Below are 20,641 nucleotides of genomic sequence, written 5' to 3' on the forward strand. Positions count from 1 at the left end.
CTGCGGCGGCGCGCGGCGGGCCCTAGGTCGAACGGCGCGCCGAGGGCAGCTCGCCGCATCGGAGGGTGAGCCCCTTGGTCCACGGGCCCCACCGTGCCGAAAGGGTACGTCCCTCTTGGCACGAGGGCACGCTTCTCGCGGCGCGTCGCGGTGTGCCGGTGGAGGGTTTGTGTTCGCTTGACCCCGACGTAACGTCGGGGTTTTTACTGGGTGCCGAAAAGAACCGGGACCTTGGGACGAAAGGGGGCGCCATGTTCAAAGGCGCCGTGCTGCGCTACCTCATCTCCGACGCACTTTCCATGCTGGGCAACTCGATTGCGGGCGTGGTGCTCCCGCTGGTGCTGCTGGCGCGCACGGGGGACGTGCTCGCCGCGGGCTCGCTCGCGCTGATCTGCGCCGTGCCGCAGTTCGTGTTCGGGCTTCTGGGCGGCGCGGTGCTCGACCGCGTCGACCGCAAGCTGGTGTGCGTGGTCTCCGACCTCGTCTCGGCGCTGTCCATCGCCCTGCTCCCGATCGTGGACGAGGTCTGGGGGCTCTCCTTCGGCTGGTTCGTGGCGCTCGGGCTGCTGGGGGCGGTGGGCGACGTGCCGGGCATGACGGCGCGCGACGCCCTGCTTCCGGCGGTCTGCCGCCACGAGGGGGTCGACCTGCAGCGGTTCGTGGGCGCCAGCCAGTCGCTCGCCTCCCTCACCACCATCGCGGGGCCGGCGGCCGCCGCGCTGCTGATGGGCGCCCTCGGCGACATCGACGCGCTGTGGGTCACGGCCGCGTGCTCCTGCCTGGCGTCCGCGGTGAGCGCGACGCTCCCGCGCGAGGTGGGCGCCGTGAGCGCGGCCGTCCCCGCCGACACCGCGGATGCTTCCGCCGATTCCGCGCCGACCGGTTTCTCCGCCCTGGCGGCCGCCCCGCCTCGGCGCTGCTGGGATTCTTCGCCTTCGACCGCGTATCCGACGAGCGTCGCGGCTCGACGATGGGCACGCTGAACGCCCTGTACCTCGTCGTCGCCCCCGCGGGAACCTTCATGGGCTCGGCGCTGCTGAGCGCGCTCGACCTCAAGGGCACGGGCATCGCGCTCACCGCGGCCTGGATCGTCGTGACGGCGGCGACGCTCGTCGCTCCCGCCCTGCGCGACCTGGGGGACGCGCGCGGCGCGGACGTGGTACAACAGGGGAGTGACGAGACCGTTCCGTGCAAGGAGTGCGAGTAGATGAGAAGCGGCGAGCTGGCGAGCCTGGCGGGCGTGACGGTGCGCACCCTGCGGCACTACCACGCGATAGGCCTTCTGGCCGAGCCGCCGCGCTCGGAAAACGGGTACCGCTCGTACGGCCCGGAGGACCTGCTGCGCGTCCTGCGCATCCGCCAGCTCGCCTCGCTCGGCTTCTCGCTGGACAAGATCGGCCCCATGCTCGACGAGCTCGATGCCGAGCGGGCGGGCGAGGGGATCTTGTCGGGCGACACCCCTTCGGCCTCCGTCGACGGGCTGCTCGATGAGCTGGACCGCACGCTCGCGCGCCAGATCGAGCATCTCGAGCGCCAACGCGCGACCGTGGCGCGTCTGCGCCAGGGCGAGCTGACCGCCGACTACCCCGAGCGCGCCGCGAACGCCCTGGGGGCCCTGCGCGCCTTCGAGGAGCGGTCTGGGGTCCCGGGGATGCTCGACGCTGCGCTCTTGCAGGACGACTGGCTCGCTATGGGCATCGCCGCCCATCTGTACTCGGATGCGGAGCTCGCCGAGATCGAGCGCGTGTTCCGCGCGATCCCGGAGCGCGGCCTTGCGGACGAGTACCGGCGCCTGGGCGCGCTGTACGACGCGCTGCCGCACGACGCCTCGGCGGGGGAGCGCGAGGTGGCGATCGAGGCGGGGATGGCGTTTTTGGAGCGGCTCTCCGATTGCTTCGACCCTGCGAACTGGCTGAAGCCCGACACCGATTGCGACCGCCTGCTCGAGCAGGCGGCGGCGTCGGGGTTCAACGAGGCGCAGCTCGCCGTCTCCGACGAGCTGTTCTGGCGCTTCACGCGCCGTCTCGCCGAGCGCGCGGGCGGCAGATAGCGCGCAAAGGGCCATGCGCCCGCGCCGCCCGCCCCGACCGCATGCTCGCTCGCCGCGCCAAAAGGGACGTACCCTTTTGGCGCGCATTGGGCGCGCTGGCTTCGCCGGTGTCTAGGGCTCGCTAGCGAAACGCGTCGCCGTGCCATGAGGGATGCGCCCTCATGGCACGCGTGTCCTTTCGGCGCGCATCGGGCGCGCTTCTTGCGGTGCGCAGGTTCCGCTGGTGGAGCCCCGCCCGTCTCGCTTGCGCCCGGCGCGCATTCCGGGTACAACGAGGGGGAGGCCGGATGCGGCCGCGTGAGGAGGAGGCGTCGTGAAGCTATCGTTCAAGTCAAAGCCCATGAGCGTGTACAGCGAGGTCGAGGTGAAGGCGGCCGATGGCGCCGTGCTGTTCACCTCCGAGACCGAGCCTCTCTCGCCTGAGCATCTCACCAGGCTGAAGGATGCCTCCCACTCCATCGTGGCGACCACGGTCTCCCCGGTCCTCGAGAAGGCATCCCGTGCGCACCGCATCGAGTTCGCGGACGGCCGCGCCATGGACCTCAAGCGCACCTGGCCCCATACCTGGAGCACCGTCGACAGCACCGTGATCGCGGACGAGCCGGCGTGGCGCTGCTCGATCCACCGCGCGTGGACCACGCGCTTCTGCCTGCGCGACGAGGACGGGAGCGAGATCGCGGTGGGCACGCAGGAGCTGGGAGGGCTGGGGGATGCCTACAGCGTGGAGGTGCTCGATGAGGCGCGGCTGGTTGAGGTCGTGGCCTTCGGCCTCGTAGTGTGCCGCGTGATCGCCCTCGACCGACCCGCGCCCGCCGCCTGACGGCGAGTCTCTCTGGTTGTTCGCGTGGCATCTGCCCGCACGATGGCGCCCCCGGCGCCCCGGCATGCAGTCCGGGCGCCGGGGGCGCTTTGTGCGAGGAGGGGATGCCGGGGGATCCGGGGCGCGAGGCGGAGCCGCGGCCCGCGGCGCGCGGCAGGTTCGCTACGCGTCGAACGAGGCCGGGGCGAACGCGCACTCGAACAGCGCGTCGGGGCACGCTTCGTCGGCCTGCGCGAGCGAGGCGGCGTACAGGACGGGGTCGCCGTCGAACTGCGCGTAGTACGTCCCGGTCGCGGCGGAGAAGCAGCCCGTGTAGAGGGTGCGCTCGGCTTCCCCGTCCGCGGAGCGCGCGGTCCCCTCGACCATCGCGACGTTGCCGAGCGTGCGGAGCATCCGCGCCACGTTGGCGCGTTCGCCGCGGCGCACGGGATGGTGGGTGTTGTGGAACGCGGCGCGCGTGAAGCGCGCGGGCGAGCAGGCGTCGCCGGGAAGCCCGAGCACGCCGGCGCCCACGCCCAGCGGCTGCACGGCGAGCTCGCCCCAGGGGACGGGCTGCGGCGCGGCCGTGTTGAGGGCGGTGTAGGTGCGCAGGTTGGTGAGGTGCCAGGGGAGGTCCGGGGCGTTGGCGAGCACGCCGACGGGGTCGTCGAGCACGTGCAGGCCGTCGGCCATGCTCTCGACGACGACGGCCCGCGAGCCGTCCGAGACGATCCAGTGAAGGCTCGCGCCGCCGGCTCCGCCCGCCTGCGCATCGACGGTGATCGCGGCCCCCTCGAGCGCGCGGACGACCTCCTCCACCGAGCCGAAGCTCGCGGCGACCCAGCAGGGGAACTCGGAGACGGTCACGTTGGCGGCGCCGTCCTGCGGGTCCTTGGCGTAGCGAGCGCACCCGGGGAAGTTGAGCCCCGCGACGGCGAGGCCCGCGTCGTTTCCGCAGTCGAAGAAGAGCGGGAAGCCCCCGGCGTCGACGCACATGCCGATGACGGTGTGCTTGGCGGGGACGGCGGGCAGATGGGTGTAGGCGAGGCGGTATCCCGCGGGGACGATGCGGCAGCGCTCGCCGTAGCCGCAGGTCCAGTTGAGGTTGCGGCCGAGGTAGAGGTTTCCGGCGTCATCGGGGAAGCAGACGGCAGTGCACATGGGGCTCCTTTCGCAAGCGGTACGGATGCATATCTACCCGCCGGGAAAGGGGGGGGGCTGCGCGCAGGGGCCGCTGGGCGGCGGGACGGGTCGCGGCCGACGGTGCGGTCGCGGAGGCCCGCCCGCCGGAGCGCGGCGGCGCCTACTTCATCCGCAGCGGTCTGTTGCCGTTGCGGAACACCAGGTAGCTGTACACGCAGGTAAGCAGGCTCGCGCCGAGGACGCTTGCGATCAGGATGGTGACGGCAGACCCGCCTAGCGTCTGGGAGAAGAGGCCGCCGAGCGCCGTCGCGATGCCCGCGACCACCATGGCCACGCCGCCCACGCGGTGGGTGAGGCGCCAGTTGCGGTCGTCGTCGAGCGCCCAGGGCGTCTTGATGCCGAAGCTGTAGTTGCGCTTGATCTTGGGGAGGTAGTTCCCCAGCAGGATGAAGCCGATCCCCACGGTCGTTCCCGCGAAGATGCCGATGGGGCTGTTGTCCTCGGGCACGATCCCGAAGACCGTGAGCTCTGTGGTCCAGGTGATGGCGACCAGGAAAAGCGTCATGAGCGCGACGAACCCGGTGTAGAACGAGCCCATGCGCTTGTAGGCGCGCCCGCGCGGGTCCATACGGGGCACGACGTAGAAGAGCGCGAGGAACCCGAGGGGCAGCAGGTCGAGTCCGAGCGCGGCCTCGCGGGGGCTCCAGCCGTCGACGCTGCCGGCGACGTCCCAGTGAGTGGGGACCATGGCCGGGAGCTGCGGGAAGAGCACGAGGTGCCCGATGAAGCTCGCGACGCAGACCGCGCCGAGCGCCAGCAGCGCGCGGCGGCTCAGCGGCGACTTGGACGTCGGCGCGGATGCGTTCCCGCCCGATGCCCGCCTGTCGTGTGCGGACGTTTCCGGCCGTCTGCTGCCCGTGTTCTCGATGTCGGTCATTGGTCTTCGCTCCTATCGGTAAAGGTGTAGAACCACCTCATGAGGTCCTGCATGACGGTGGTGTTGAGGCTGTAGACGATGGACTGCCCGTCGCGTTCCGCGTCGACGAGGCCCGCCGCCTTGAGCGTGCTGAGATGGTGGCTGATCGAGGGCTTTGTCATGTCGAAGTGTTCGGCGAGCTCTCCGGCGGTGAGTTCGCCCGCCCGAAGCAGTTCCAAGATCCGTCGTCGCGTGGGGTCCGCGAGTGCCTTGAAGGCTGATTCCCCCATGGCTGCTCCTTTCGAAACGAGTGCGCTACAGAGACTGTTAGATAATTAGAAATATATCTAACAAATGAGGATTATAGGGTTGCTTGGTCTCGTGTCAAGAACCTAGGCGGACTTCGGAGGCGTGCGCATCGTCTCGCCGCGCGTTTCGCGCCGTCGCGTGGTACGCTGTCCTGCGCGGTCGCCCCGCGGCGCCGCGCATTGCATCTCATCCAGACCGAAGGCGAGCGAAGATGATCATCGAGACCCATGCCCTGTGGGGAGAGGAGCCGGTGCCCGATTACCCGGCGACGTTCACGTCCTACCTTGCGGACGCCAACCCGAAGGCCCCCGGCGCGCTGCGGCCGGCGGTCATCATCTGCGGCGGCGGATCGTTCACCCATATCGCCCGGCATGAGCAGGAGCCCGTGGCGCTGGAGTTTCTCGCCTATGGGTACCAGGCGTTCGTGCTCGATTACGTGACGAAGGAGACGGGTGACCCGTCGTTCCCCAACCCGGAGGCCGACCTCGCCAAGATGGTCGCGCGTGTGCGTGCGAACGCGGCGGAGTGGCGCATCGACCCTGCGCGCGTGTGCGTCGTGGGATTCTCCGCCGGGGCCTTCGTGTGCGCCTCGCTTGCGGCGCAGTGGAAGGAGGGTTGCCTTTCCGCAGCTACCGGGGAGGCGGCGGCCTCCATCCGGCCGGATGCCGTGGTGTTGGGATATCCGCTGCTCGACCTGCGCGTGACTCGCGACGAGCAGACGCGCGACCCGCGGATCGACCTGCGGGTGCCCAAGACGGGCGGAAAGACCGGCCGCGACCTGCTCATGGAGTACCTGTCGCTCGTGGCCGGCGGGGAGGCGACCGAGGAGCGGCTGCAGGAGATCTGTCCGGCATCGCACGTGTCGCGCGCGATGTCCCCGACGTTTATCTGGGCGACTGCGGACGATAAGACCTGCCCGGTGCGCCAGGTGTACGATTTCGCGTCTGCGCTGTCTGCGGCGGGTGTCGTCCACGAGCTCCATGTGTTCGCCGCGGGCGGGCATGGGCTTTCCGTCGCGAACGCGAGCACGCGTGTCGAGGGTGTCGAGGAACGTCAGGAGGCCGTGGCCGCATGGCTTCCCCTGACGCACGCCTTTTTGCGCCGGCAGGGAGTCGAGGACGCGTAGGGGCCGCAGGGGTCGCGCCGCCGACCGATGCGGGCGCGTACCCTTGCGGGCAGGCGGGCCGGACGCGTAAAACCAGCTATATAAATCGATCGGGCTTGGCCGATCGGGCTCGCTTTGCCGGACAATAGGGCGATTCGACGTCTCTTGTGTTGATTCCGGCCGGCTCGGAAAGCCTATCTTGTCAGTTCGGGCGTCTTGGACGAGGCAAAAGGCCCAGCTATCCCCTCAAAGGGGGTTACACAATATTGTTCTATTTATAACCCCCTACAAATTTGGACAAATCTGCCAGATAATGACGGCTTTAAAATATGCAACCCTCTATACCACGCGCACCGCAGGGCACTTTGGGGCTTTTCGAAGCGTATTTCTCTGAGATAAGCAACGTATGTTGCTCAATTTAAGCCTCTGTTTTTCAGATAGTCCGGAGCAATCGTTACTATCTGGCAGATTTGTCCAAAAAAGTAGGGGGTCAAGCAAAAAAATAGGACGCGTCCCGAAAATTGGTGTAGCCGGCATCCCGGCCGGCGCCCGAAAGGGCGCGGCCGTTCCCTAGAATCGTAGTCACCACAACAGACGGTTCTGGAGAAAGGAACGACCGCTATGGACACTGTACACGAGGAGGCGCTCGCCGCCGCCGGCGTCCGCGCCGACGGCACGATCGACATCAACGCCGCGCTGAGGTCCCTGCTGGAGGGGCTGCTGAACGCGGTCATGGACGAGCAGGCGTCCGAGCTCGGGGTGCCGCGCAACGGCTACCGCGAGCGCTCGCTCGACACCTGCGTCGGGCGGGTGACGCTCAGGATCCCCAAGCTCAGGGAGGGGACGTACTTCCCCGAGGACGTGGTCGCGCGCTGGTCGCGGACGGACACGGCCCTCGCCTCGGCCGTGTGCGACATGTGGGCGGCGGGCATCTCGACCAGGAAGGTCGAGGCCGTCGCCTCCGACCTGGGCCTCGAGTCGATGGGCCGGTCCCGCGTGTCGCGGCTGTGCGAGGGGCTCGACGGCGAGGTGGCGGAGCTGCGGGGCGCGGACCTCTCCTCCGAGGAGTGGCCGTACCTGTGGCTCGACGCCACCTACGTGCCGTGCCGCGAGGCCGGCGCGCCGAGGTCGGTGGCGCTCGTCACCGCGGTGGCCTGCTCGGGCTCGGCGCGCAGGCGCGTCGTGGGCATAGAGTGCATCGACACCGAGTCCTACCTCTCCTGGCGCGGCTTCCTGCTGTCGCTCAGGTCCCGCGGGCTCTCGGGCGTGCGCCTCGTCGTCTCGGACGCCCACGAGGGCCTCGTCCGGGCCGTCCGCGAGTCCCTGCCCGGCGCCGCCTGGCAGCGCTGCATCGCGCACCTCGAGCGCAACGTGCTGGAGCGCTGCCGCAGGAAGGGCGACGGCTCGGCCGCCGTCGCGGCCCTCAAGGCCGCCTTCGCCGAGGCGGACCCGGCGCTCGTGAGGGCGGGCTACCGCCGCGCCGTCGACCTGCTCGCCGCCGTGGACGAGCGCGGCGCCGAGCTCCTCGAGGAGGCCGCGCCCGCGGCCCTCGCCTACCTCGCGTTCCCCCGGGAGCACCGGCACTGGGTGAGGACGAACAACGTCCAGGAGCGCATGAACTGCGAGATCAAGCGGCGCACGAGGGTGGTCCAGGTGTTCCCGTCGGCGGAGTCCCTCGTGCGCCTGGTCGGGGCGGTGTGCTGCGACCAGAACGACGCCTGGGCGTGCGAGCGCAACTTCATCGACAGGAGGAGCCTGGAGCCCGGCTACGAGCGCGAACCCCTGCCCGAGGAACCCGGCGGCGAGGAGAGGGTGCTCAGGCTGGTGGAGGAGGCGTTCGACAGGAAGAGGAGGGCGGCGTAGCATACGGGGCGGGGCTGCGACCCCGGGGGAACGGCCCTACACCACTTTTCGTGACGCGATAAAAAAATAAAAATAACAACCCTCTAGTCTGGTTCTATGGCGGCTCACCGCGCTTCATTTGCGTCCAAGACCTGCAGGTTGCGATGGCGCGTCGCCACGCGATTACCGCAGGCCCGCTCCGCGCCGTCTTTCTCGGGTTCCAGCCGTTTGGCGCCTGGGCTTTCCTGTCGTTCAGGTCCGCATGCGATGCGCTCGCGGGGCCACGCGCTCGCGGTGGGACGAAGCCCTGCCGTTACGCAAAAGGCGCCGCCCTTCGGGGCGGCGCCTTTTGCGTCTCCTTGATTGGCCGTGCGCTTCGTTACAGCTTGGCGACGATGAGCGGGTCGCCGACCTTGACGAGCGGGCGGTTGTCGATGAGGGTGCTGGACTCGCCGACGTGGCGGACCTTGGAGAACGCCTCCGGGTTGAACAGCACGATGCTCACCATGTCCTCGTAGCCGGCCGCGGCGATGGCGGCGGGGTCGAACGTGAGCAGCGGCTGCCCGGCGACGACCTGGTCGCCGGCCTCGACGAGGCGCTTGAAGCCCTTGCCCTCCATCTTGACGGTATCGATGCCGACATGGATGAGGATCTCGTGGCCGGCGGGCGTGAGCACGCCGATAGCGTGGTTGGTCACGGTGACGGTGTCGATGCGGCCGGTCGCGGGGGCGTAGATGACGTTGCCCACGGGCAGGATGCCGTAGCCGTCGCCCAGAAGGCCGGACGAGATGATCTCGTCGTTGATCTCGGGCATGCTGACGAGCATGCCGCTGATGGGAGCGTAGATGGTGTCGGGGCGGGTCGCGAACGACGCGGCGGCGGGAACGGTCTCGTCGGTGCTGGTGAACGAGTTGCGAATCTTCTGGAGCAGGTTCATGTGACCTCCTAGTGATCTGGCGCGTCGCATGATGCGGCGCTTTGTCTATTCTACCGAAGCGGGCTGCCCGGTGACCGCACGTTTGCGCGCGCGGTCGCGCACACACGTAAAGCCAACCGAATCAACGCTAAACAAAGGGTTGTCGGTTTCGCATGGGGTCGGGATGCGGAAGGGGGCCGCCGTCGCGCGGGGCCCGCTGCGTTGCGGCGAGGTGCGCCGGCATCCCGCCGTGCCGTCCGCGCATCGGGTCCGAGGGGGTATCGGTTCGCCTGGCGCGCTCCGCATGCGCCGGAGGCGCACGATGCGGGGGCCGCGCGCAAGGTATATGCTGGTGCGCATCGGAAAGGGGGGAGAGATGGACGGCTTCGCTTCTGCTGTCGGTGCGCTCGCGCCCGCGCTGCTGCTGGCTGCCGCGGCGCTGGGGATGAGATGCGGCGCCTCGCGTCGTGTCGCGCTGGCTGCGGCGTCGGTCTGCTGTGCCGTCCTGGCGGTGTTCGGGGGGACGGCCACCGACGCGCTCCGGGCGGCATCTGCCGCCTGCGTCCCCGCGTCGCTTGTCCTGTTGGCGGTCAACGCCGTGCTGCAATTCCGGCAGCGCGGCGTCGCGGTCCTGAGCGTCCTGCCCCTGATGCTGGCCGCAGCGGTCGCGCTCGCCCTGCTCGCCCCGTCGGTCGCGGGCGCGTCGTGTTCCGGCGCGGCGCGGCGGGCGGCCAAGCTCCTCGCCGCCGAGGCGCTCTGGTTCTGCGTTTCTCTTTCGGCGTTCTCCCTGGGCACATGGGCCCTCCGCGGTCTCGAGCCGAGCCGTCCGCCCTATCGCTTCATCGTGGTTCCCGGAGCCGCGCTGTTCGGCACCCGACCGTGCCCGCTGCTCGAGACGCGCCTGGACCGCGCGCTCGACCTCTGGAGCCAGGGAGGCGGGGCCCCTGCCATCGTGGTCTCCGGGGGCCAGGGCGCCGACGAGGAGGTCTCGGAGGCCGCGGCCATGCGCTCCTACCTCGAGGGGCGCGGCGTTCCGCCGATGTCGATCCTGGACGAGGACCGGTCAGCGACGACCGAGGAGAACCTGCGCTGCTCCAAGCGGGTGATGGATGCCGCCGCGGGCGGCGTGCCCTACCGCGCCGCGATCGCGACGAGCGAGTTCCATGCCCCGCGCTGCATGGGGTATGCGAGGCGGTTCGGCGTCGATGCCGATGCGGCCCCTGCACGCAGCGCCCGCGCGTCGTGGGCCCGCTCGGTGGTGCGCGAGTTTCTCGCCGTGACCGCGGGAAATTGGTGGCCGTATGCGGCGATACTGCTGGTGTGGGTCGCGGGGGTCGCATTCTAGGGGACTGCGGGCGGCTTCATGAGTTCCCGCTGACAGCTTTGCTGGTTCCCGTTCGCGGTTTCGCAGGCTCCCGCTGGTGGCCTCGCCGCGCGGGATGCTCGGCAAGGCGGTTGTCCCGGCGCCGCCCCGCTGCGATGCGCCGTCCCGGCCCGCGTGCCCTGTGCCGCGCATCGAACGACGGGTGCCGTCTGTGCTTCATTATTTCACACTAGTGAATTTTGTTCAGAATATAGAGAGACGATTAAGCCGAGCATGCGCGGCCGCATCGCCCGCCCCTCCTACATGCAGCTGGGGCGGGTCCACCTCGAGCGCCGTCCGCCCACGTGAATGGAATACCATGGACGGCTTCACCGACCCGTGCCCTGCACCCGAGATCTTCGACGCGCGTCTCATCGATGCCCGCCGCATCGAGCTCTACTGGAACACGCAGGTCCATCATGCCGAAGACGAGCGCTACTTCGAGGTCGTTCTCGACGGCCGTGTGCTGCCGCTCGTGCATTGGACGCGCGACATGCCGTGGGACTTTGGCACGGTCTACCAGAAGGAGACGTGCTGCACCACGATCTGCCTCGTCGATCCGGTCGACACGGCCCGCGCTCAGGACATCACCGTCCGCGTGACGGGCGAGGTGCGCGACCTGCTCGACCGCCCCGTCGATTGCGACCGCCGCTACGCCCTTACCTACAAGCCGCACTACACGAGCTTCACCACCACGCGCGACGGCATTCGCATCAAGGGCAGCAAGGTCATCCAGCCCTACACGCTGGACGTGGCGGCGAGCATCGTGGACATGATGCTCGAGAAGCGCCCGGACATCGCCGCGAAGCTCGTCGATCGTGGGGCCGAGATCGCCGTGTTCGGCCTCAAGTACGATGCGTACGACGTGCCCGAGCGCCGCATGGGTTACCGCCTGGCGACGCGTCCCGTCGAGGGCTTCGGCGGCGAGGCGGACAACCCCATGGGCTCCATCTCCGAGGCGAACCTCATCCGGCTGCAGTCCGGCCGCTACGCCACGCGCTATCCGCACGAGATGATCCTCGTCCACGAGTTCGGCCACACGGTGCATCTCGTCGGCATCAACTTCCTCGACGACCAGTCCACCGCCGACCAGGTCCGTGCCGCGTACGCCCATGCGGTCGAGGCGGGGCTCTGGCCCAGCTCGTACGCTATCTCCAACTACGAGGAGCACTTCGCAACGCTCTCCACCGTGTGGTTCAACGTGATGGAGGAGGGCATCGACGGCCGCTGGGACGGCATCCGCGGCCCGGTGAACACCCGCGACGAGCTGCTCGAGTACGACTCGATGGGCTACGAGCTCATGGCGAGCGTGTACCCGGAGAAGTCGCTGCCGCGCCCGTGGTGCTTCAACAAGGACGACTACGACATCGAGGGGCGTCCGCGCGTCTACGACCTGGACACCAAGTTCGATTGGGACTTCATCCGCTAGGGGTGCGCCCCTCCGCGTGCGTTCACCCGCCTGATTCCGCCTCCCGGACCTCACGCACGAGGGCCGGGGGGCTTTTTAATATGAGTTGAACATTGTCAAGTGGCAAAAAGGCCCTGCCCTCCGCGGAGCTACCGCGGAGGGCAGGGTCCATCTATCTTCACCCGGTGGCCGCGCCGCTTGAGGGCGTGTCTGCTCGACGCACGTTCGGCACTCTAATATCCGCGGGTCGGAACCGCATCTCGTTGCTACGGCTGGGGGCCTCCGCTCGGTCGCAGTCTCGTGGCGGGCGTGGCGGTCTCCCGCCGCCCAGAAAAAGGACTGGAACGGCCTCCCAACGGCCTCGAGCGCGGCGAGCCCCCGGGGTCGGACTCCTATGGGGCCGCGGGCGCTACCGGGCCATGAGCGCTATCGCCCAGACCCAGCAGGCCATCTCGCGGGCCGTCGCGCAGTTCGCCACGCACGGCCTCTTCCCCGCCTGGGACATGGCGTCCCGCCTGTCCTGCAGGCGGCGGTTGCACTTCGCGGCGTGCCTCGACACGGCCGGCGCGACCCCGTGGCCCGGCCTCGGCTTCTTGGGGTGCCTCGTCGACATCGGGACGTGCCAGGACGCCTCGACCAGCGCGCGCCGGACGTGGCCGTTACCGGCGCGGGTGATCCCGCCGCGCGACTCCGTCTCGCCGCTCGAGCGCTCCGAGGGGGCCAGGCCGCACCACGAGGCGAACGACGGCGCGGTCGGGAACCTCGAGAAGTCGCCGGCCTCGGCGGCGAGCAGGAAGGCACTCGCGACGTCGATGCCCTTCACCAGGCAGAGCGCGTCGACGACAGGCGCCCACCCGGGGCGCGCGGCGGCCTCCTCCACCTTGCGCTCGAGCTCCCTCTTGGCCTCGGCGCAGCGCTCCACGGCGTCCATGTAGTGCTCGTAGGCGGCCGCGTCGTCGGCCTCGCCGAACTCGATCGACCTCGCCCACCTCCAGTACGCCTCGGTCCAGTTCGACCTGCGGCGCCCGGCCGGCGTCGTCTCGTCGAACACCAGGCCGTGCCTGAGCAGGAACTTGGACATGCGCTGCCTGGCGCGCTGCAGGTCGTCGCGGGCGTCCTCGAGCGCGCGGGAGAGGTCCCGGGCGGCCTCGGTGCGGTCATCGGGCACCCACACCTCGACGACGTTGCGGCAGGCGAGGAGCCTGGCCAGCCACTCGGCGTCGCGCCGGTCGTTCTTGCGGCCCCGGTCGGCCGCGGGCCGGTGCATCTTGGAGACGGCGCCCACGGCGCAGTCGACGCCGAGGGCGCGCAGGGCGCGGCACAGGTGGAAGCCGGTCGGGCCGCTCTCGTACACCGCCTTGGGCGACTCGAACCCCAGGACCCACTCGGCGACCGACGCCGGGTCGTAGCCGAACCTGGCCCGGACCACCTCGCCGGTCATGGGGTCGAAGGCGCATGCGGAGATGCTCCTCGCGTGGACGTCGAGACCGATGGCTGTGACATAATTGGACATGGCGGGCCCCTCTCCGTCGCATGTGGCGCGCGGCCACGGTTGGCGTTACGACCATTGTCGCCCGACCCACGATAGAGCTACAAGGGGAGGGGCTCCCAATGTTCAACTCATATCGTCTCGTGCCCGCAGCGCAGCGGGCCGGGTGCCGCCCGTGCCAAAAGGGACAGGCCCTCGCCAAGAGGGACGTACCCTAACGGCACGCCGAACGTTTAACTGTGCCGTTAGGGTACGTCCCTTTTGGCACGGCATGCCCTCGGCGCGCACAAGAACGACGGCCTCGGCGGCGGTGCGCGGCGCGGCCTCGGCGGCGATGGTCACCTCGGCCGTCACGCGGCAGTCGGTGCCGTGGATGGTGCCCGCGGCGGTGTAGGATCCGGCTTCGGGCCAGGTGCGCTCGATGCCCTCGTCCCACTCGCCGCGCAGGGCGAGCGTGCGCCCGTCATCGGTGGTGGCGGAGACGGCGTCGGGCAGGAAGGTCGCCGCGCCCGCGACGCGCTCGACGGCGATGGGGTCGCCGCCTCGACGACGAAGTCGCTGTTCTGCTCGATGACCTGGACGCTGTACTCGTGCTGCTCGGAGGCGTCGTCATGCGCGAAGGTGGCGGTGAGCGTCACGATGCGGTTGCCGCGCCCGTATGCGGGGCGCGTCACGCGGCCCTCGGCGTCCAGGAAATGCGGCGCGTCGGATTCCCAGGTGATCGTGGATCCGTGCTTGCCGGCGCGGGGCAGGTCGAGGTCGAACTCCACGGTCCCCAGGTTTCCGAGATACAGTGTCTCGATGTCCGACAGGACGATCTCGCAGTCGGTCATGGCTTCCTCTCCATCCTCGCGATGTGTGTGCTAATCTGTAAAATCAAATTCATATACGTGAAATTTAATCTAAGGGCATTGTTCTCGCGGACGCGAATTGTCCACCGCTCGTTGCGTTCGGTACGGCAAACGGTTGTCTGGGACGGGCAAGCGGTAGCTTGAGATAGCTATATAGGAAGAATTTGTTTCATAGCTATGATGAAAAGGCTACGCGCCGGAGGACGGCGTACGCTTAAAGGCCATCTGTCCCGTATGCTGGTTGCTATCTCACGGCGGAGCATGCGCGAACGGTTCCGTCACCCGCGGTGCCGCCTGCCCCGGTATCTGGAGCTGGCGTCGCGGCCCGTGCGGAAGGGCGCCTATGTCTATGTATGAGATGAGAGGATACGCCATGCCCGATACCGAATCCGCCGCGCGCGCCGCGGTCTCCGAGAGCGATTCCTGCAACGAGGGCGAGTTCCGCCTCATGCTCGGCCGCAAGCTCAAGGAGCTGCGCAAGCGAAAGCTGCTCACCATCACCCAGCTCTCGCTCTACACCGGACTCTCCGTGGGCTACCTGAGCAACGTCGAGCGCGGGCAGACCAGCCCCACGGTGGACAACCTCCGCAAGATCTGCGACGAGCTCGACGTGTCGCCCGCCGAGCTCATCACCCAGAAAGTCGAGGGCAAGAGCATCATCCGCAGCACTGATGCCCAGATCATCGTGCGCCCCGAGAGCGGCATGACCATCATGCAGTATGATTTCGGCGCCGTCGCCGAACCCTACAGCGTGATCCGCCTGGAGGCGGGCGACTTCGAGGCCGATCCCGAGGCCATGCACCCGTTCCCCGAGGTGTGCCACGTGCTCTCCGGCGAGCTCACCCTGCGCATCGAGGGGGAGGAGTTCAGGCTCGTCCCCGGTGACGCCATGCTCATCCGCGCCAACCAGCGCCACATGATGCTCAACTGCTCCGACGCCCCGTGCGAGAGCCTGTGGTACCAGACGATGCGCTACGTGGTCACGAGCCTGGCGTAGGCTCGCGCCCTCGCCCCACCTCAAATTGGGGACAGGCACCAAATTGAGGTTGGGGTCGACGCGAGAGGGGCTGTGTGCGCGTGCCCGGCCCCGGCCTCGCCCCTCTCTCTCAAAATGGGGACAGGCGCCAAATTGAGGTGGGCTCACCCTGCCTCTTCCGAGCAGGCCGCTTCGACATGAGGGCCCGCCGTCGCGCCGATTGCGGCGGCGGGCCCGCTCCCGCCGTACCCACCAGTCCCTCTCAAATTAGGGACAGGCACCGATTTGAGACTAATTCGAGGCGACACCGTTCCCGCGGGGTGCGGTCGCGTCCGGTCTCTGTGCGCTCCTCTCAAATTAGGGACAGGCACCGATTCGAGGCGATCGTCGATTCGAGGCGACGCCGTTCCCCCGTGTGCGCTCACGACCGCGCGCCCCTCCAAACCGTACATTCACGATTATAGAATAATTCTCACAAAACTGAATCCAATCTGATGGCATACTTATGCTGAAGGTAATTTCAGAGCCGTGAATCTTAAACGCGCTCGTGCCGGCCTGGCGCCGCAAGGCCCAAAATCCGCAGCATCGCCGCGCACGGTTATGGAATGGGAGACGCTAAGAAGAAAGAAGGGACCGATCATGTCTACCGCTTCGGATATGACCGCGGTAGAGGTCGAGGAGGTCGCAGCGATCCGTCGCCAGCGCGGCTTCATCGGCCATCCCAAGGCCATCGGCACGCTGTCCACCATGCAGATGTGCAACAGCTTCGCCAACTACACCATGAGCTCGCTGCTCGTGTTCTACCTGTACCTGAGCGTGGGCGAGGGCGGCCTGGGCTTCTCGCAGACCGAGGCCGCGCAGCTCATCTCGCCGTACTCCGCCGTGTCCATCCTGGCCGGCCTCGTGGGCTCCTACGTCGCCGACCGCATCCTCGGGCCCCGTGCGGCCCTGCGCTGGTCGCGCATCATCTAGGCTGCCGCCTACGTGCTGCTCGCCCTGCCGCTGGGCGTCGCCTCCTATGCGGCGAGCCAGGTCCTGCTCGTCGTGGGCGCCATGATCTGCGGCCGCTCGCTCGACGCGCTCGCCGGCATGGTCTACGAGACCGGCGATGAGCGCCGCGACGGCGCGTACACCATCCTGTACACCATCTCCAACATCGGCGCCGCCGTGCCGGCGATCGCCGGCGCCATCGCGGTCGCCGCGGGCTACCACGCCGCGTTCGCTGTGGGCGCCGTCGCCGCGGTCGCGGGCTGCGTCGCCTACGTCGTGACCGAGAAGAAGTTCTTCGGCCCCATCGGCGCCAAGCCGGACGATCCCGTGCCCGCCGCCCAGCGCAACAAGTTCGTCACTGCCCTCGTCGCCGTCGTCGTCGCCGCGATCGCCCTCATCGGCGGCCTGCTGGCCACCGGCACCGTGACCATCTCCCAGTTCGCCAGCGCCATGTCGACGGCCGCTATCTTCATCCCCGTGGTGTACCTCGTCTACATCATCAGGAGCAAGAAGACCACGCGCGAGGAGGTCTCCCGCATCATCGGCCTGATCCCGATGTACGTCTGCAACTGCCTCGCCATGCTCGTGTGGACCCAGTCCACCTCCATCGTGGCGATCTACATCGAGCAAAACATCGACCTCAACCTCTTCGGCATGGAGCTCTCGCCCGCGTTCTTCCAGACGCTGCCCGGCGTGCTCGCCATCATCTTCGGCGCCATCTTCACGGCCCTGTGGGCCAAGCTCGGCTCCAAGCAGCCCAAGTCCCCGACCAAGATGGGCTTCGGCACGATCCTGTGGGGTCTCGGCCCGGTGTTCATGTGCCTGCCGTTCATGCTCTTCGCCCCGGGCGTCAAGGTGAGCCCGATGTGGATCGTCGGCTTCTACGCGCTGATCATCCTGGGCGAGGCGTTCACGAGCCCCACCGGCTACTCCGCCGCGAACCTCGTCGCCCCTGCCGCCTTCTCCACCCAGATGATGTCCGTGTGGAGCCTGTCGCAGTCCACGGGCGCCGGCCTCTCCATCCTGGTGAGCCCGCTGTACGCCGAGGGCTCCGAGATCCCGTACTTTTTGGCCATCGGCGGCATCACCATCGTCGCCGGCCTGCTGGTCCTTCTCGCCACCAAGAAGCTGAGCGCGAAGATGGGCCTCGACAAGGCCTAGCGGGCAAGCGCGCCGCCCCGTGCGGCGCGCCCCCGTCCCGTCGGCTCGCGCAGAGCCGTCTCCCGGCGCCCCTTTCGGGGAGCCGATCCTTCCGGGCAGGCCGGCGCACCGCCCGTGCGGAAGGTGAAACCTGCGTGCACAACGGGCCGCATCGCGAACGCATCAGGCGTGCGATGCGGCCCTTCGTGTAAAGGAAAGGGATATCCCATGACGAGAATCGAAAGGCTTGCGGCCAAACTAGCCGAAGCCGGCGTCGAGGCGCTCGTGGTCACCAAGGGCTCCGACATCAAGTACCTCACCGGCTTCACCGGAGAGTACGGGACCTCCGTGCTCGTGGTCGCCGCGTCCGGCTGCCATTTCGTGACCGACGGCCGCTTCGAGAGCCAGGCAGCCGCCGAGGTGGGCGGTGCCGCCCAGGTCCATGTGTACAAGCGCAGCGGCATGCACCCGGCCACGTACTACACCTGCGCCGGCGACATCCTGCGCGAGCTGGGCGTGGACGAGGCCGGCTTCGTGGCGGGCGACATCACCGCGGGCGACCATGCCGACCTCGCCGAGCACGCTCAGGGCGTGCGCCTCGTGCCGGTCGACGACTTCATGGCGGCCATCCGCATGATCAAGGACGCCGACGAGATCGCGACGATCCGCCGCGCGTGCCGGATCTCCATGCGGTCGTTCTACGCGGTCCTCGACTTCATCAAGCCGGGCGTGACCGAGATCGACGTTGCCAACGAGCTGGAGTACCAGTTCCGCAGCCGCGGCGGCTCGGGCTTCTGCTTCGAGACGATCGTGGCCTCCGGCCCCGACAACGGTGCGTGCCCGCACGCCACGGCGAGCAACCGCGTGATCGAGCAGGGCGACTTCGTGACGCTCGACTTCGGTACCTATCTCGACGGCTACTGCTGCGACATCACGCGCACCGTCGTGCTCGGCCGCCCCAAGGAGCCGCAGCTGCTCAAGGTGTGGGACATCGTCGAGCAGGCCAAGGAGCTCGGCGCCTCCATGCTGCGCCCCGGCGTCACCTACGCCGAGGTCTCCAACGCGGTCAACGCCTACGTGGAGGAGCGCGGCTACAGCATCCCGCACGGCGTGGGCCACAACTTCGGCCTGGACATCCACGAGGCGCCCTTCACGGGGCCGGCCAACACCACGCCCGAGCAGCCGGGCATGTGCCATACCATCGAGCCCAGCATCTACCTGCCCGGCATCGGCGGCGTGCGCCAGGAGGACGACCACCTCATCACCGAGGACGGCTGCGAGCGCCTCACCTACATCACCGATCACCTGATCGAGCTGTAAGGGGCTCCGCGGGGCCGGGCCGCCGGCGGGCTCCGCTGCGCGCGGCCCCGCTCCGTCGCCCGCCGCGGCGCGGCCTGCACCCGCCCGCCGCGTCGACCGCTCGCCAGCATCGCGCCCGCGTGCGCGGCGACTCGGATACACTACGGTGCATACGACCTATCGGCCGCCGGGGCCCGCAGTCCCGGCGGCCGTTCCATGAAAGGGGGCCGCACGTGTCCAACGTGCTGGATATCATCGGGCCGGTCATGATCGGGCCCTCGAGCTCGCATACGGCCGGCGCCGCGCGCCTGGGGCGCATCGCGCTCGAGCTTCTGGGCGAGCCCGCCGTGCGGGCGGACATCGCGCTGTTCGGCTCGTTCGCCAAGACCTACCGCGGGCACGGCACGGACCGTGCCCTGGTCGCGGGCATCCTCGGTTTCGCCGCCGACGATGTGCGCCTGCGCGACTCGCTCGCCATCGCTGCCGAGCGCGGGCTCGCCGTGTCCTTCGCCACCGAGGACGGCGAGGACGTCCATCCCAACACCGCGCGGATCGCGCTCACGGGCGCGGGCGGACGGCGCGTCGAGGTCCTCGGCAGCAGCGTGGGCGGCGGCGCGATCCTCATCACCCAGATCGACGGCATGGCGGTGCACCTCACCGGCCAGCACGTCACCTTCATCGTGCTGCACCGCGACGTCCCCGGCCTGATCGCCGCGGTGACCGACGTCCTCGCGGACGCCGGGACCAACATCTGCGACTTCCACCTGTCCCGCGCGCGCCGCGGCGGCGACGCGGTGATGAGCATCGAGGTCGAGGGTCTGCAGGACGAGGGGCTTACGGACCGCCTGGCGCGCCTCGACGACGTCACGGGCGCCATCATGCTGAGGCCGCTGGCGTAAACGGCCTCGGCCCATTCGAAAAAAGGGGAGACGATGAGCTTCGATTTCAACTACGCGACCCTCGCGGGGGTCGTCGCGGCCGCCGAGGAGGCGGGCTGCCCCATATCCGAGGCGGTTCTGGTCCAGCAGGCCGCCGCCATGGAGATCTCTGCCGAGGAGCTGTACGGGCAGATGCGCGGGAGGCTCCAGGTGATGGACGAGTGCATCGAGCCGGGCTGCGCCCCCGACCTGCGCTCCACGAGCGGGCTTACGGGCGGCGGGGCGCACAAGGTGCGCGAGGCGGTGCGCGCGGGCTTCTCGCTCACCGGCGGGCTCATGGCCGGCGCCCTGTACCGGGCGCTCGCGGTGTCCGAGCTCAACGCCTCGATGGGCCGCATCGTGGCGGCGCCCACGGCGGGTTCCTGCGGGATCCTGCCCGCCGCCGTGTTGGCCATGCGCGACGAGCGGGGGCTGTCCGAGCGCGCCTGCGTGATGAGCCTGTTCACGGCCGCCGCGGTGGGCCTCGTCATCGAGCGCAACGCGTGCCTCGCCGGCGCGCAGGGCGGCTGCCAGGCCGAGTGCGGCAGCGCCGCCGCCATGGCCGCCGCCGCGCTCGTCGAGCTCGCGGGCGGCACGCCTGCGCAGGCCGCCGACGCCGTGTCCATCGCGCTGCAGAACGTGCTGGGCCTGGTGTGCGACCCGGTGGCGGGCCTGGTGGAGATCCCCTGCATCAAGCGGAACGCCTCGGGCGTGGCCGGCGCCGTCGTGGCGGCCGAGCTGGCGCTCGCCGGCGTGCCCGCCGACATCCCCGCCGACGAGTCGATCGCGGCGCTTCGCCGCGTGGGCAACGCGATGCCCGCCGCACTGCGCGAGACGGCCGACGGCGGCCTGGCCACGACGCCTACCGGCCGCGCCATGATGGAGCAGGTCTTCGGCCCGCAAGACGGCGGCGCGACCGCGGGAGGCTGCGCCGCCTGCGGACGTTGCTCCTAAATCCTCGGGTGGCCGCGGCTTCCTGCGCCGTGCCCGGCCGCTTCGTCCGGCCGCGGCATCCCGCATCGCACCCGTCTGCGGCACCCCTATGGGCGGCTCGCGGCCTCGCGGCCCGGGCCGCCTTCGCGCGCGACGCCGGAGAAGAGGCCGCGGCGGACGCGCTATCCAACGTAA

The 20,641-nt window shown here is 69.1% G+C and carries 20 protein-coding genes and 1 pseudogene; 14 read left to right on the forward strand and 7 right to left on the reverse strand.

Annotated features, from left to right (window positions below; all coding sequences use genetic code 11):
* The first annotated feature begins 251 nt into the window (after window positions 1-251).
* The 4 genes from BQ7355_RS03855 (at window position 252) to BQ7355_RS03865 (ending at window position 2,870) form a co-directional block, all read left to right on the forward strand.
* Window positions 252-983: an MFS transporter gene (locus BQ7355_RS03855; protein WP_240307308.1), complete on the forward strand. Its 732-nt coding sequence runs from the start codon at window positions 252-254 to the stop codon at window positions 981-983.
* Window positions 971-1,207: a hypothetical protein gene (locus BQ7355_RS09345; protein WP_240307309.1), complete on the forward strand. Its 237-nt coding sequence runs from the start codon at window positions 971-973 to the stop codon at window positions 1,205-1,207. The genes BQ7355_RS03855 and BQ7355_RS09345 overlap by 13 nt, the downstream gene beginning before the upstream one ends.
* Entirely contained in the window at window positions 1,208-2,050 is an 843-nt protein-coding gene (locus BQ7355_RS03860; RefSeq protein WP_072415011.1) for a MerR family transcriptional regulator, read from the forward strand. It begins immediately after the preceding gene.
* A 313-nt stretch (window positions 2,051-2,363) separates the two neighbouring features.
* Complete coding sequence (locus BQ7355_RS03865) at window positions 2,364-2,870, forward strand: hypothetical protein (protein WP_072415012.1); 507 nt, start codon at window positions 2,364-2,366, stop codon at window positions 2,868-2,870.
* A gap of 162 nt (window positions 2,871-3,032) precedes the next feature.
* On the opposite strand, the gene BQ7355_RS03870 is transcribed toward BQ7355_RS03865, so the two are convergent.
* The 3 genes from BQ7355_RS03870 to BQ7355_RS03880 all read right to left on the reverse strand — a co-directional run bounded on the left by BQ7355_RS03870 (window position 3,033) and on the right by BQ7355_RS03880 (window position 5,198).
* Entirely contained in the window at window positions 3,033-4,010 is a 978-nt protein-coding gene (locus BQ7355_RS03870; protein WP_072415013.1) for a linear amide C-N hydrolase, read from the reverse strand.
* A gap of 142 nt (window positions 4,011-4,152) precedes the next feature.
* Window positions 4,153-4,929: an SdpI family protein gene (locus tag BQ7355_RS03875; protein ID WP_072415014.1), complete on the reverse strand. Its 777-nt coding sequence runs from the start codon at window positions 4,927-4,929 to the stop codon at window positions 4,153-4,155.
* On the reverse strand, window positions 4,926-5,198 hold the full coding sequence (locus BQ7355_RS03880; RefSeq protein ID WP_072415015.1) for an autorepressor SdpR family transcription factor: 273 nt from the start codon (window positions 5,196-5,198) through the stop codon (window positions 4,926-4,928). Before BQ7355_RS03880 ends, BQ7355_RS03875 begins: the two co-directional genes overlap by 4 nt.
* A 230-nt stretch (window positions 5,199-5,428) precedes the next feature.
* Here BQ7355_RS03880 and BQ7355_RS03885 point away from each other — a divergent pair, with 230 nt between their 5' ends.
* Window positions 5,429-6,343, forward strand: a complete 915-nt coding sequence (locus tag BQ7355_RS03885; protein ID WP_072415016.1) for an alpha/beta hydrolase — start codon at window positions 5,429-5,431, stop codon at window positions 6,341-6,343.
* A 600-nt stretch (window positions 6,344-6,943) separates the two neighbouring features.
* Complete coding sequence (locus tag BQ7355_RS03890; protein ID WP_072414685.1) at window positions 6,944-8,185, forward strand: IS256 family transposase; 1,242 nt, start codon at window positions 6,944-6,946, stop codon at window positions 8,183-8,185.
* Between the two features lie 358 nt (window positions 8,186-8,543).
* On the opposite strand, the gene BQ7355_RS03895 is transcribed toward BQ7355_RS03890, so the two are convergent.
* Window positions 8,544-9,101, reverse strand: coding sequence for a PTS sugar transporter subunit IIA (locus BQ7355_RS03895; RefSeq protein WP_072415017.1), 558 nt, complete (start codon window positions 9,099-9,101; stop codon window positions 8,544-8,546).
* A gap of 331 nt (window positions 9,102-9,432) precedes the next feature.
* Between BQ7355_RS03895 and BQ7355_RS03900 the strand changes: the two genes are divergently transcribed.
* Both BQ7355_RS03900 and BQ7355_RS03905 read left to right on the forward strand, forming a co-directional pair.
* The gene (locus tag BQ7355_RS03900; protein WP_143761713.1) at window positions 9,433-10,425 is read left to right on the forward strand and encodes a YdcF family protein; all 993 of its coding nucleotides are present in this window, start codon (window positions 9,433-9,435) and stop codon (window positions 10,423-10,425) included.
* A gap of 337 nt (window positions 10,426-10,762) precedes the next feature.
* Window positions 10,763-11,872: a hypothetical protein gene (locus BQ7355_RS03905; RefSeq protein WP_072415019.1), complete on the forward strand. Its 1,110-nt coding sequence runs from the start codon at window positions 10,763-10,765 to the stop codon at window positions 11,870-11,872.
* A 388-nt stretch (window positions 11,873-12,260) separates the two neighbouring features.
* Here the strand turns inward: BQ7355_RS03905 and BQ7355_RS03910 are convergent, their stop codons facing one another.
* The 3 genes and pseudogenes from BQ7355_RS03910 to BQ7355_RS09470 all read right to left on the reverse strand — a co-directional run.
* The gene (locus BQ7355_RS03910; RefSeq protein ID WP_072414706.1) at window positions 12,261-13,364 is read right to left on the reverse strand and encodes an IS110 family RNA-guided transposase; all 1,104 of its coding nucleotides are present in this window, start codon (window positions 13,362-13,364) and stop codon (window positions 12,261-12,263) included.
* Between the two features lie 102 nt (window positions 13,365-13,466).
* On the reverse strand, window positions 13,467-13,871 hold the full coding sequence (locus BQ7355_RS09465) for an Ig-like domain-containing protein (protein ID WP_420806556.1): 405 nt from the start codon (window positions 13,869-13,871) through the stop codon (window positions 13,467-13,469).
* Window positions 13,872-13,915: 44 nt separating this feature from the next.
* Window positions 13,916-14,173: pseudogene (locus BQ7355_RS09470) on the reverse strand (immunoglobulin-like domain-containing protein); the annotation flags it as partial.
* Between the two features lie 391 nt (window positions 14,174-14,564).
* Here BQ7355_RS09470 and BQ7355_RS03920 point away from each other — a divergent pair.
* From BQ7355_RS03920 to sdaAA, 6 genes are all read left to right on the forward strand, one after another.
* Window positions 14,565-15,188 (forward strand): helix-turn-helix domain-containing protein, encoded by a 624-nt coding sequence (locus BQ7355_RS03920; protein ID WP_072415021.1) that lies wholly within the window; start codon window positions 14,565-14,567, stop codon window positions 15,186-15,188.
* A 618-nt stretch (window positions 15,189-15,806) separates the two neighbouring features.
* Window positions 15,807-16,139, forward strand: a complete 333-nt coding sequence (locus BQ7355_RS09350; protein WP_240307310.1) for a hypothetical protein — start codon at window positions 15,807-15,809, stop codon at window positions 16,137-16,139.
* A gap of 12 nt (window positions 16,140-16,151) precedes the next feature.
* Window positions 16,152-17,318, forward strand: a complete 1,167-nt coding sequence (locus BQ7355_RS03925; RefSeq protein ID WP_240307311.1) for an oligopeptide:H+ symporter — start codon at window positions 16,152-16,154, stop codon at window positions 17,316-17,318.
* Between the two features lie 207 nt (window positions 17,319-17,525).
* Window positions 17,526-18,617 carry a M24 family metallopeptidase gene (locus tag BQ7355_RS03930; protein ID WP_072415022.1) on the forward strand — a complete coding sequence of 364 codons (1,092 nt, stop codon included), beginning with the start codon at window positions 17,526-17,528 and terminating at the stop codon, window positions 18,615-18,617.
* 212 nt (window positions 18,618-18,829) lie between these two features.
* Window positions 18,830-19,495 (forward strand): L-serine ammonia-lyase, iron-sulfur-dependent subunit beta, encoded by a 666-nt coding sequence (gene sdaAB, locus BQ7355_RS03935; RefSeq protein WP_205407559.1) that lies wholly within the window; start codon window positions 18,830-18,832, stop codon window positions 19,493-19,495.
* Between the two features lie 33 nt (window positions 19,496-19,528).
* Window positions 19,529-20,467 carry an L-serine ammonia-lyase, iron-sulfur-dependent, subunit alpha gene (gene sdaAA / locus BQ7355_RS03940; protein WP_072415023.1) on the forward strand — a complete coding sequence of 313 codons (939 nt, stop codon included), beginning with the start codon at window positions 19,529-19,531 and terminating at the stop codon, window positions 20,465-20,467.
* Window positions 20,468-20,641: the final 174 nt, after the last annotated feature.

Source organism: Collinsella phocaeensis, from assembly GCF_900119895.1.
Taxonomy (GTDB): domain Bacteria; phylum Actinomycetota; class Coriobacteriia; order Coriobacteriales; family Coriobacteriaceae; genus Collinsella; species Collinsella phocaeensis.